This is a genomic window from Bacillus sp. RC240 (genome assembly GCF_044907945.1).
In the GTDB taxonomy this organism is placed as follows: domain Bacteria; phylum Bacillota; class Bacilli; order Bacillales; family Bacillaceae_G; genus Bacillus_A; species Bacillus_A mycoides.
The window spans coordinates 20,093-33,491 of the sequence record NZ_JBIYCT010000016.1; the positions used below are offsets into that span (position 1 = coordinate 20,093).

12 protein-coding genes are annotated in these 13,399 nt (G+C 35.6%); all 12 read right to left on the minus strand.

Features of this window, described 5'->3' with window-relative positions; translation table 11 throughout:
- Positions 1-49 precede the first annotated feature (49 nt).
- Positions 50-325: an RNA-binding S4 domain-containing protein gene (locus ABH955_RS27590; RefSeq protein ID WP_002009677.1), complete on the minus strand. Its 276-nt coding sequence runs from the start codon at positions 323-325 to the stop codon at positions 50-52.
- A 14-nt stretch (positions 326-339) separates the two neighbouring features.
- On the minus strand, positions 340-1,800 hold the full coding sequence (gene yabN, locus ABH955_RS27595) for a bifunctional methyltransferase/pyrophosphohydrolase YabN (protein ID WP_404491879.1): 1,461 nt from the start codon (positions 1,798-1,800) through the stop codon (positions 340-342).
- 12 nt (positions 1,801-1,812) lie between these two features.
- Positions 1,813-3,414, minus strand: a complete 1,602-nt coding sequence (locus ABH955_RS27600) for a putative polysaccharide biosynthesis protein (protein WP_404491881.1) — start codon at positions 3,412-3,414, stop codon at positions 1,813-1,815.
- 231 nt (positions 3,415-3,645) lie between these two features.
- Entirely contained in the window at positions 3,646-4,182 is a 537-nt protein-coding gene (spoVT, locus tag ABH955_RS27605) for a stage V sporulation protein T (RefSeq protein ID WP_002009670.1), read from the minus strand.
- A gap of 135 nt (positions 4,183-4,317) precedes the next feature.
- Entirely contained in the window at positions 4,318-7,848 is a 3,531-nt protein-coding gene (gene mfd / locus ABH955_RS27610; protein WP_404449609.1) for a transcription-repair coupling factor, read from the minus strand.
- Between the two features lie 105 nt (positions 7,849-7,953).
- The gene (locus ABH955_RS27615; protein WP_002091576.1) at positions 7,954-8,178 is read right to left on the minus strand and encodes an anti-sigma-F factor Fin family protein; all 225 of its coding nucleotides are present in this window, start codon (positions 8,176-8,178) and stop codon (positions 7,954-7,956) included.
- Positions 8,179-8,248: 70 nt separating this feature from the next.
- Complete coding sequence (gene pth, locus ABH955_RS27620) at positions 8,249-8,809, minus strand: aminoacyl-tRNA hydrolase (protein ID WP_087943057.1); 561 nt, start codon at positions 8,807-8,809, stop codon at positions 8,249-8,251.
- A 72-nt stretch (positions 8,810-8,881) separates the two neighbouring features.
- On the minus strand, positions 8,882-9,835 hold the full coding sequence (locus tag ABH955_RS27625) for a ribose-phosphate diphosphokinase (protein ID WP_002091580.1): 954 nt from the start codon (positions 9,833-9,835) through the stop codon (positions 8,882-8,884).
- Between the two features lie 18 nt (positions 9,836-9,853).
- Positions 9,854-11,233: a bifunctional UDP-N-acetylglucosamine diphosphorylase/glucosamine-1-phosphate N-acetyltransferase GlmU gene (gene glmU / locus ABH955_RS27630; protein WP_002091584.1), complete on the minus strand. Its 1,380-nt coding sequence runs from the start codon at positions 11,231-11,233 to the stop codon at positions 9,854-9,856.
- A gap of 325 nt (positions 11,234-11,558) precedes the next feature.
- Entirely contained in the window at positions 11,559-11,852 is a 294-nt protein-coding gene (spoVG, locus tag ABH955_RS27635) for a septation regulator SpoVG (RefSeq protein WP_000454042.1), read from the minus strand.
- Between the two features lie 152 nt (positions 11,853-12,004).
- Complete coding sequence (locus tag ABH955_RS27640) at positions 12,005-12,379, minus strand: RidA family protein (protein ID WP_000869819.1); 375 nt, start codon at positions 12,377-12,379, stop codon at positions 12,005-12,007.
- Positions 12,380-12,502: 123 nt separating this feature from the next.
- Positions 12,503-13,351: a pur operon repressor gene (gene purR / locus ABH955_RS27645; protein ID WP_002091587.1), complete on the minus strand. Its 849-nt coding sequence runs from the start codon at positions 13,349-13,351 to the stop codon at positions 12,503-12,505.
- Between the last annotated feature and the right edge of the window lie 48 nt (positions 13,352-13,399).

The window sequence follows — 13,399 nt, forward strand, 5'->3', positions numbered from 1 at the left end:
CCCATAGCTTTATACTAGCTAATAGTAATGTATGAAGGGCGAACCTATTTTAGAACAAGCCTTCTTCCGCTTTCACTTTTTCCTCACGAACAAGACTATACATGTTTGCTGCATCTTCTTTTTTAGTTGTTTCTTTCAATTCATTTACTTTCACAGTTACTATTTTTTGCCCGAAACGAATTGTTAATTCATCCTCTACCTTCACATCTGAACTCGCTTTTGCCACTTGGCCATTAATCGAAATTCTTCCTTGGTCAGACACTTCTTTTGCTAATGTTCTTCTTTTAATTAAACGTGATACTTTCAAAAATTTATCTAGACGCATATCAAATCCCCCTATTAACGCTCTGTTTGTTTTGCCTCTTCCCATAAAATATCTAACTGTTCTAATGATAAATCTTGCATTTCCTTATTCATTTCAGCTACTTTTGCTTCCATGTATAAAAAGCGAGCCATAAATTTCTCATTAGTTGAACGTAACGCTTCTTCTGGATCTAATTTATAATGACGAGCTATATTAACAAATGCAAATAGTAAATCACCAAATTCACCTAGCATCTTTTTCTCATCCATGTTTACAACTTCTTGTTGGAATTCTTGCCATTCTTCTAAGGCCTTCTCTATCATCGGCTGCACATCAACCCAATCAAATCCAACCTTTCCAGCTTTCTTCTGAATTTCATAAGCACGCATTAGTTGTGGCAAGCTTTTTGGAATACCCGCTAAAACAGATTCTTTCACGAATCCCTTTTCTTGTTTTTTAATTTCTTCCCAATTTGCAATCACTTCATCAGCATTATTTACATCCGTATCCCCAAACACATGCGGATGACGACGAACCATTTTCTCAGCTAAAGTCCGAATAATGTCATCTATAGAGAACCAACCTTCATCCTCTCCAATTTGGGCATGAAGCATAACTTGTAATAATATATCACCTAGTTCTTCTACTAAATGATCATCATCCTCTTCATCAATTGCTTCTAGCACTTCATACGCTTCTTCAATTAAGTATTTCTTTAAAGATTGATGAGTTTGCTTTTTATCCCATGGGCAACCATTCGGTCCACGAAGATCAGCAATAATTGCTCTAAGCACATCAAACTGCTGATATAAGGACGCACGTTCCTTAACCGGCGGTACATACACACTCGTTAAATTATTTAATTCTGTTTCGTGATCTAACATGTATAACGATACCTTTTTCACTTGCTCGAATGAAGTCCCTGCAGCTGTTACGATATACACTTCGTAATCATCTGGCAAAATCTCCATTAACGTTAGCTTCACATCTGAAGCGACGAATGCATCATACACTTGGCAAAAGATTAAATGTTGACGTAATTCTAATTGCCCTCTTTCAAATGATGTAGCATCAATTAATTGGAACCCTTCAATCGGATCAATTTTTAGACTTGCAAACATCGGATCAAGGAAACTTTGTCCACCTTCAATTCGCACTTCAATATTTGCTACTTCTCCTTTTTCCAAAAGTAGCTGAACTGTTCTTTCTGCTACAAGCGGATGACCTGGAACAGCATAAATAATTTCTGCGCCTTTAGCTTGTTCTAGCAATGTATTCGCAATTGTTTCATATACGATTTCAAATGTATCATGTGCCTCATATACATTATCAAAGGCCGTATACTTTATAGCTTCTTTCTCCAATTCTTCTATAACTGGGTGTTCCTTCGTTCTAACAAACATATGGTCTGCTTCTTTTATCTTTCGATATACACCCATCGTTAACTGATCTAACTCACCAGCACCTAATCCTAAAATAGTAATGATTCCACTCACAACCAGTCACCTCTATCCACTCTTCTTCAATGAACCTTCTTTTTTCTCTTGTTTCATAACGGTTCCTAATTCTTCTTTTGTAAATACACGTAATTTTAAAATTAAAAACATATATGCTAATCCACCGATAGCTACACCTAACAGCGCTTCAAGCGTCGCAATTCCTCTATGTCCTGTATCAATTACTAATCCGGACATTCGCAACATACGCATAAAGATTATTAATACAAACCCCATACCGATACCACTAATAGCTACACCTAACATATTCCGCCTATCAATAAGCGGCTCCGATACAGCTCGCATAAGTAACACACTATTTAGCAAGGCAATTACAATAAGCGCAACTAAAGTTGCAATTGCAGCTCCCTTTACACCAAAATACGGCATTAATATATAGTTTAAAACTAACTTCAAACAACCTCCAAATACAACGAATATTGCTGGTTTTAATGTTTGTCCCACTCCTTGCAAAATGGAAGCAGTTGTAATTGACAATGAACTAAATAAAATAGATAAAGATAAAATCGATAACACATCTGATCCATCACTATTTTCAAACAACATAATATTTGTAGGTTGAATAATACAAGTTAATCCAATAGCAGCTGCAAATCCAATAACAAATGTTATTTTCATTGCTAACTTTACCTTTTCTTGAATAAATGAAAGATCTCCTCTTTCTTTCGCCGCTGTAATAATAGGAATAAGTGACAATGAGAAAGAAGTTGTCATAACAGTACCTAATTGCATAAGCGGGATACTTCTATCATAAACACCTTTTAGTACCTTTGCATTTTCAACTTGCTCTCCCGCACGAATAAGCAAAGTATACAAGGAAATAGAATCCGCCATTTGTATAAAAATAAGGACTAAATTACTAACACAAATCGCTAATCCCTGCCAAAAAAGGATTCGAACAATCCTTTTTTTATTTCCAATTCCCTTCCAACTTTTGAAGAAAATAGCATGGAAATCATGACGCATATAAAGTAAAAGTACGATAATCCCAATAAGCCCGCCTGCAATTGAACCTAGCATGGCACCCGCACCAACTGTATATAAATCAAATCCATGAGCAATAAGGAATAGTGATAAAAATACAATAATAGAAACACGAATCGTTTGTTCAATTACTTGCGAAACAGCCGTCGGCATCATATTATTGAATCCTTGAAAATATCCTCTCGCTACAGATAAAAATGGCATTAGTAGGAATGAAAACGAAATAACGCGTAATAGTTTATCTAAATGTATATCGCCCATAGCCGATGCAATTGTTTTGGCCCCAAAGAATAATGTGAAAAATCCTATAAAGCCAATTCCTAATAAAAACCAAAAAGATACACAAATAATTTCTTCTGCTTCTTTTTGTTTTCCTCGTTCTAATCTTTCTGCGACCATTTTTGAAATAATAATGGGAAACCCATAAGTAGCTAAAATCAAACAAAATCCATAAAACGGATAAATTTGTTGGTAAATATAAAAACCAACATCACCCGCTATATTTTGATATGGAATACGGTAAAAAGCGCTTAATACCTTCGTAACAAAACTTGCGATTGTTAATATAATAGCCCCACGCCAAAAGGCTTGGTACTTCTTCGCTTCCATACAAGAAAACTCCTTTTTCTATTCTCACCCCTCGTATTATATCACAAAGAAAAACTGGCTCTCCTTCATATTCCTTACATTCACTGACTTCTTTCAACAGCAAAAATATTCAATGAAAAAAGGTAGCAAAGCGCTACCTTCGTTCAATATACTTATATCTCCAAATAGTTAATTTCTCAAATAGAAATATCATAATTAGGAAAGATTGCTACTTATAGAAATTACACTTCGCTACTGCTCCATTTGTTTCGCTAAAAAGCTTGCAGCTGTATTTACTGATTTATGCTCCACTTCACTTATAATAGCCTCTTTAGAGAAGATAACGACAGCTCCGATTGGATCTCCATTTGCAATAATCGAGCCAATTGTATAAGAGCTCACTTTTTCTGTTACTCCATCAATAATTGAAATTTCGCTTTCATCTGTCATAATTACAGACTTACGCTCTTCCATTGTCTTCTCAATTAAATCGCCAACACTTTTATTTAAGTATTCTTTTTTAGATGCGCCTGCTACTGCGATAATAGAATCACGATCGCATACAAGCACATTATGTCCTAAGCTATCGTATAAAGCTTCCGTATATTCCTTTGCAAAATTACCTAGTTCACTAATTGGAGAATATTTTTTCAAAATCACTTCTCCATCGCGATCAACAAATATTTCTAGTGGATCTCCCTCACGAATACGTAAAGTTCTACGAATTTCCTTCGGAATTACTACCCTGCCTAAATCATCAATTCGACGTACGATTCCAGTTGCTTTCATTCTAATGCTGCCTCACTTTCTACTGATGATCAAAGTGGTGAATTTACCTGTTCATGTAAAAATCACCAACTATTAAACATAGTATTTTACACATTAGTTCTTCTATGCACGTCGAATTGTATTTTTTATCTTATATTAGGCATTTATTACTTCTTTTTTTACATCTGGCAAGCCTTTTAATAAATTTTCAGCAATTGTTAACCATTTCGACGTCTCTAATCCATTCGTTTTCATCACAATTTTCAATTGTGACCCCTCCATACCAAGACCGATCATACGGCCAAAACTACTTCCTAGCATGAATAATTTTCCACCATCTATATTTTGGCTCGCTTGTTCAGAAAACAGGAATGTTACTTCAAATTTATTTTGCTTAATTAACTCAATTTGTTCTTTCATTGCCAACACTTTAATGTTTGCAATTTGTAATAAATAACCAACTTCTTGTGGATAATCACCAAATCTGTCGATCATCTCTTCCTGCAACTCTTCAATATCTTCAATTGCAGAAATACCTCTAAATTGTTTATACATCATAATTTTTTGTTTACTATCTGAAATGTACGCATCCGGTAAATATGCATCTACTTCTAAATCAATTTCAACATTAACGGTATTTTCAACTCCGTCTGTTCCTCTACGTTGCTCAATTGCATCTTTTAACATTTGAGAATATAGATCAAATCCGACAGAATCAATAAATCCATGTTGTTCTGCCCCTAACAAATTACCCGCACCACGAATTGATAAGTCTCTCATCGCAATTTTGAAACCAGATCCAAGCTCTGTAAACTCTTTAATTGCTTGCAGACGCCTCTCTGCAACTTCCGATAACACTTTATCACGTTTGTATGCAAAGTATGCATACGCGACACGATTAGAACGTCCAACACGACCACGAAGCTGATACAACTGTGATAATCCCATACGATCTGCATCAAATACAATTAATGTATTTACATTCGGAATATCTACACCCGTCTCAATAATTGTTGTACTTACAAGAACATCATGCTGCCCTTCTAAAAACGATAGCATAACAGACTCTAATTCACCTTCATTCATTTTCCCATGTGCGTATGTTACACGAGCATCTGGAACCAACATCGAAATTTCATCTGCTTTTCTTTCAATATCCTCCACACGGTTATATAGGAAGTAAATTTGACCGCCTCTTGCCAACTCTCGCTCTATCGCTTCTCGCATTAACGCCGGATTATACTCTACTACATATGTTTGTACTGGGAAACGATTCTCTGGTGGTGTCTCAATAACAGATAAATCGCGCACACCAAGCATAGACATATGAAGTGTACGTGGAATCGGAGTTGCCGTTAATGTTAACACGTCAACATTTGCTTTCAATTGTTTAATTTTTTCTTTATGTGTAACGCCGAATCTCTGTTCTTCATCAATAATAAGAAGTCCTAAATCTTTATAAGTAACATCTTTAGATAAAATACGATGCGTTCCGATTACAATATCCACCGTTCCATCTTTTAAACCTTTAATCGTTTCATTTTGTTGTTTTCGTGTGCGGAATCTACTTAGTAACCCTATATTAATCGGGTAATCTTGAAAACGCTCTCGAATTGTTTCATAGTGTTGTTGTGCAAGGATTGTTGTTGGTACTAAAATCGCAACTTGTTTTTCATCCATAATTGCTTTAAATGCCGCACGAATAGCTACTTCAGTCTTTCCATATCCTACGTCACCACAAAGAAGCCTATCCATCGGACGTCCGCGTTCCATATCTTTCTTAATCTCTTCAATAGAACGTAATTGATCCTCTGTCTCTTGATATGGGAATAAAGATTCAAACTCTTGTTGCTCTGCCGTATCTGGTGTATATGCATAACCTTTTGAGGCTTCACGCTCGGCATATAATTTAATTAGGTCATCTGCAATGTCTTGTACAGATTTTTCAACTTTCGTTTTGACCTTCTTCCAATCATTTCCGCCTAATTTATAAACTTTTGGTTCCTTACCTTCAGACCCTACGTATTTTTGCACTTGATCAATTTGTTCAATTGGAACGTATAACTTATCATTACCTTGATATTTAATATTTAAATAATCTTTATGAACACCATTAATCTCTAATGTCTCAATGCCTAAAAATTTACCTATACCATGATTTACATGAACTACATGGTCTCCAACTTTTAATTCCGAATAACTTTTAATACGTTCAGCGTTAGATAACTTTTGCTTACGTTGTGATTTTTTAACCTTCTTATGAAAAAGCTCCTTTTCAGTAATGACAACAAACTTTTGCATCGGCATTTCAAAGCCTGCATGTAAATCACCTACAGCAATTTGTAACCTTCCGGGCAATAAGATATCTGTCGCCTCTACAATGTCTGCATCAATATCATAATCACTTAAAATATGTTGTAGTTTTTTTACACGTTCATCATCTGTTCCAAGCACAACGGTCGTAAAATTACCTTCATTCCATCTATCAATTTCAGTTTTTAACAAATGCATCTGTCCGTGGAAATCTTGCATCGTTTTACATGTCACATTCACAATATTTTGAGGATGTGTGTGTGCTATATGGCGTAAGAATAACGTTAAATATACAAACCTTCTTTTTTTATTATGAAGAAACTCCTCAAACGAGTGGGAGAAAGATAAATCCTGAATAATTGTTCCTTCGCCAAGAAGTGAGATATACCATTCCGCTTCTTCTGTTTCAAGATGTGATGCTGTTTCTTGAATACGGGAAATCTCATCTAAAATCACAACACCATTTTCTGGTAAATAATCTATCAGACTAGCAGGTTCTTTATAGAAAATAGATAAATATTTAAACATTTGTTCTATACTTTGCCCGTTTTTCAACATTTCAAGTTCATAACTAACCGTCTCAAGCACAGTAGTCTTTAATTTATCATCGGAAAGCTTTTGCATCGTCTTAGTCAAACCTTCTTCAAGATGCTTAATTCCCGATTTCAATTCTTCCTGTGAAAATAAAAACTCTGTTGCCGGACCAAACCGAACACTTTCCCTTTTATCTTGAGAGCGCTGTTCTTCCACATCAAATAATCGAATAGAATCAACCTGTGTATCAAAGAATTCAATACGAAATGGTAATTCTTCAGTTAATGGGTAAATATCTAATATTCCCCCGCGTAGACTAAAATCTCCTGGAGCTTCTACCATCGACTTACGCTCATAACCAATATGATGTAAGGTATGCAAGAGTGCATCTAAATCAATCTCTTGCCCTAGATTGATTTCAATTTGCCTTTGCTTCCATAATTCTTTTATTGGTAAAAACCTACGCAGCCCTGCAACTGGCGCTACAATAATCCCATTCTCTCCTGCAGCTAAGCGATTTAACACTTCAATACGCTGTGCCTTCAATTCTGGACTTGCAACACCAACCTCCGATGCTATCAATTCATTTACCGGATATAGCCAAACATCTTTTTCACCAAGTAACGCCACTAAATCTTCATGTACTTTTTGTGCTTGGTATAAATTGTGCGTCACGATAAGTTGTGATTGCTTTGTCTTTTTATATAAAGCTGCCATTAATAATGAACGAGAGGATGTTGCCATACCCGATACAAGTTGTTCTTTCAACCCATCTTCTAGCCCATTAATAACCGATTGTATTTCTTCATTTTTATAAAATTGCTCTAATAAACCTATCATTTTCAAAACTCCTCTCAACATAAAGAGCAAGTTACTATATTTTATGCAAATATTTTGGAAAAAGAAAACAGAAAAATGCTTTGGACACGCCAAAGCGACAACATTTTATTGCAGAAATTTTTCATATTCATAATACTCAGGATAAGATGCGAGCGTTTCTTGACACGATTCACAAATCGTTTTTATATATATATTTCCATTCTCATGAAAATGAATCATATCCACTACTTCTTGCTCTGTTAGTTGAAACAAAACGTCGCTATATACTTTTTCTGCGATAATGGAGCCCACATTACTTCCACAATGTCTACAGTAATAATAACCTTCCATACTAGCCTCCTAAATATCCAATTGCTACTAGTATGGGATAAAACAAAATAAAATATTCCAGATTGTGCGCTTAACTATTAAAAGTATTCATGATTTGGAGAAAAGGTTTATTTAACCATTCCTCACATGCATCTGCTGCATTTTCAATGGATTGATTAACGCCAGATATTTCTTCAGATGTAAAACGTCCTAATACGTAATCCACTACTTTTATCCCATTTTTCGGACGATCGATTCCCATGCGGATACGTTGAAATTCTTGTGTTCCTAAATGTGAAATTGTTGACTTCACACCATTATGTCCACCCGCACTACCTTTCATGCGAAGGCGTAATTTACCTACAGGAATATCTAAATCATCGTACATAACAATGAAGTCCTCGACATCAATTTTATAATAATCCATGAGTGGACGGATACTTTCCCCAGATAAATTCATATATGTAAGTGGCTTTAGTAAGATTACTTTTTCCCCATTAACAAAACCTGCGCCAAATACCCCTTTAAACTTTTGTTCATTCAAAGAAATACTCCAACGTTTTGCAAGTTCATCGATTGCCATAAATCCAATATTATGCCTTGTTAATTCATATTCTCTACCTGGGTTCCCAAGTCCTACTATTAATTTCATTCTTGTACCACTACTTTCTTTTTTCGATACGAAAAGACGTAACCAAGCTTGGTTACGTCTCATTCTATCCAATTAATTGAATAATACACTTACAGATTCTTCTTCGTATACACGAATGATTGCTTCTCCGATTAATGGAGCAACTGAAAGTTCATGTACTTTATCAATTTTCTTCTCTTCTGGTAATACGATAGAGTTCGTTACAACTAACTCTTTAATATTCGAATTTTGAATACGCTCAATTGCTGGACCAGATAATACTGGGTGTGTACAGCAAGCATATACTTCAGAAGCACCGTTCTCAACAAGAGCGTTTGCCGCTAATGTAATTGTACCAGCTGTATCAATGATGTCATCAATTAAAATTGCTGTTTTGCCTTCGATGTTACCGATAATGTTCATTACCTCAGATACATTCGGACGAGGACGACGCTTATCAATAATAGCGATTGGCGCTTTTAGGCGATCCGCCATTTTTCTAGCACGCGTTACACCACCGTGATCAGGAGATACGATTACGATATCTTTAAGGCCTTTTGCTTCAAAGTAGTCTGAAAGAATCGGTACACCCATTAAGTGGTCGATCGGGATATCAAAGAATCCTTGAATTTGCGGAGCATGTAAATCTAGAGTGATTACACGAGTTGCACCTGCTGTTTCAAGCAAGTTTGCTACAAGTTTCGATGTAATTGGTTCACGAGAACGCGCTTTACGGTCTTGACGCGCATAACCATAGTAAGGAATAACGATATTAATTGTTTTTGCAGATGCACGTTTTAATGCATCAATCATAATAAGTAATTCCATGATATGTTCGTTTACTGGGAAGCTTGTAGATTGAATAATGAATACATCGCAACCACGGATACTTTCTTCAATGTTAATTTGAACTTCTCCATCACTAAAACGATCAACAGAACATTTTCCTAGTCCTACTCCAATGTGCTTTGCGATTTGCTCAGCAAGTTCCTTATTAGAGTTTAAAGAGAATACTTTCAAATTAGAATTTAGATATTGAGTCGACATCTAGATTAACCCTCCACATTATGATTTTTTCTTATTCAGCAATTGATCAACATAGTCTTCTTTGTTAACTTGACGTGCACGTGCTACTGATAATGCTTTTGATGGAACATTCTCTGTTATTGTAGAGCCTGCTGCCACATAAGCACCATCTTCAACTGTTACAGGAGCAACAAGGTTTGAATTACATCCAATAAATACCCCGTTACCAATTACAGTTTTAAATTTATTCTTGCCGTCGTAGTTCACCGTAATTGAACCACAACCAAGATTCACGTCTTCTCCAACTTGTGCATCCCCGATATAACTTAAGTGTGAAGCTTTACTTCTATTACCAAAAACAGTTTTTTTGATTTCTACGAAGTTTCCAACGCGCACTTCATCTCCAATAACTGAATCTGGGCGAATATGTGCAAATGGACCAACTGATACTTCTGTACCAAGTTTGCTGTCATGTACAGTAGATTGACGAATTACCGTACGATCTCCAATTTCACTATCGCGAATTACTGTATGCGGTCCAATTTCACAATCAGAACCAATTACAGTGTTCCCCTCAATAACCGTTCCTGGGTGAAGAACTGTATCACTACCAATAATTGCATCCGCAGAAATGTATGTGTTACTTGGATCAATAATTGTAACACCATTTACCATGTTCTTTCTGTTGATACGATTTTTCATAATAATTTCCGCTTGCGATAGAGCGACCCTGTCGTTAACACCTAACGTTTCATCGAAGTGCTCTGTTTGATAAGCTGATACAATATGACCTTCATTTTTTAAAATTTCAATAACGTCCGGAAGGTAATATTCGCCCTGTACATTATCATTTGAAACTTTAGAAAGTGAAGCAAATAAAGCTTTATTATCAAAACAATACGTACCTGTATTGATTTCTTTAATAGCTAATTCTTTTTCATTCGCATCCTTATGCTCAACAATCTTTTCAACATGACCATTCTCATTACGAACGATACGGCCATATCCAGCAGGCTCTTCTATGTACGCTGTTAGTACCGTCGCCATTGCTCCCGCTTCTTCGTGTTGCTGAAGTAATGCTTCCATCGTTTCAGCAGTTATTAGAGGTGTATCACCACAAATAACTAAAGTTGTTCCCTCTTCATTTGCAAGTACACTTGCAGCTTGATCGACAGCATGAGCTGTACCAAGTTGTTCTGCTTGTAATGCAAACTCACTTACGTTTCCTAGCTGTTCTTGTACCTTTTCAGCACCATGTCCAACGACTGTTACAAGTTTCTGCAATCCTAATTGAGATACTTCATTGACTACATGTTGTACCATTGGTTTTCCACATACAGGATGCAGCACTTTGTATAGCTTGGACTTCATACGTGTGCCTTTACCTGCAGCTAGAATCACTGCAAATCTGTTTGACATATAGACCCTCCATCGCAACCTATTTATCCATTAACGATATTATCCTAAATCATCATATATTTCAAGAAACACATTATAACTATTAAATTTTACCATAATTCTTATAAGATGTTTTACTCTTTAGTATCTTTTTTAAGGAATAAGCTATACTATTTTAAATAAAGATGAAAAAATTAGAAGTTTTTCATCTTTATTTTTTCAAAATATGAATTTTTATAATTAGAAACGTGTATTATTCAAAAAAAAAACAAACTCCTGTAAATGCTTACAGGAGTTTGCTACAAAATTATAAGACTTTCTTTCAAAAGCCCTTTTCATTCGAATTTTACGAAGCGCCTGCTTCTTCAAACTCAACCTCTTCTAACTCGCCTAAACGATGATACTCTGTTAAAACCGCATCTTGAATTTTAGAGCGTGTATTAGAATTAATTGGATGTGCAATGTCACGGAATTCTCCATCTGGAGTACGTTTACTTGGCATTGCTACAAATAATCCATTATTACCATCAATTACACGAATATCATGAACAACAAATTCATGGTCTAGAGTAATAGAGGCAATTGCTCTCATGCGGCCTTCTGTGTTTACGCGGCGTAATCTTACGTCAGTCACTTCCATCTTGTGTTCACCACCCTTTTCTAAATAAGCGATATATTTGTATAAATTCCACAAAATTTCTATTTTCCCTTTAATTTTTTAAAAATTTTTAAGATAAAAATTTTTATTGTAGTTGAATATAAGGATTAGTAGAGGTTATCGCTTACAAAGAGTTACTTAACTAGGGCAATTACTTCGATTTCAACAGAAACATCTTTCGGTAATTTTGCTACTTGTACACAAGAACGCGCTGGTTTATGAGTAGAGAAATAAGAACCGTATACTTCATTAACAGCATTAAAATCATCCATATCCTTCAAGAATACTGTTGTTTTTACCACCGTATCAAATGAAGCACCCGCTTCTGCTAATACCGCTTGTAAATTTTCAAATACTTGCTCTGTTTGTACTGTTACATCTCCTGTTACAAGTTCTCCACTTGCCGTTAACGGAATTTGTCCTGAACTATAGAACATATTATTTACAATAATCCCTTGTGAATATGGTCCGATTGCCTGTGGTGCTTTGCTTGTTTGAACAACTTTCATACTTTTCACCCTTTTATTATTTATTTTTACTCTTTAAAAATAGTGTACCAAAGGCAGTTTGTCCATCTATTTTGTAATTTATAAATAGGAATAAAAAAAGGTAAAGCTATCTGCTTTACCTTTTTACTCAGCCTCTACAAGCCCTTTATCAAATGGTGCAAGTGCATAATTCCCCTTTTCCACTTGAATCGCTTTTTCTTTCACATCAACTTCTGACAGACGAATTAATGATACAAAGTTATTAATAAGTCTTTCTTCAATATCCGTAGACTCTACTAATACGCCAATCCCAACAACATTAGCTTTAAACTCTTCTAGCATGCTCATCATACCTTGAATGGTTCCGCCAGCTTTCATAAAGTCATCAATAATTAAAACATTGGACCCTTCTGGAAGGCTACGCTTTGCTAAAGTCATCGTTTGGATTCGCTTAGAGGAACCTGATACATAGTTAATACTAACAGTGGGGCCTTCTGTTACCTTATTATCTTTTCTCGCAATTACTACCGGTACATCTAAGTAGTTCGCTACTGCATAAGCAAGCGGAATTCCTTTTGTCGCTACCGTCATAACCGCATCAATTGGTTGCCTAGCAAAAACAGAAGCAAATAAACGACCTGCGCCATTAATCTGGCGAGGATTACTTAAAAGATCCGTCATATATAAGTAACCGCCAGGCAAAATACGGTCTGGGTTTTCAAATAAGCTACAAAGCTCGTTAATAATCAGATTTGCCTCTTCTTCACTTATATAGGGAATATATTTCACTCCTCCTGCTGCTCCTGGTACCGTTTGCAATGTGCCGACACCTTGTTGTTCAAACGTTTGCTTAATAATAACTAAATCTTCACTAATGGAAGATTTAGCCGATTGATACCTTTCAGCAAAAAAAGTGAGAGAAACTAGCTGACGAGGATTTTGTAACAAGTAATACGTCAGATCGACCAATCTTGTACTTCGTCTAATTTTCATACTCTCACCTCAAATCACGAATATTCTAAACAAATCATAACGTATTAT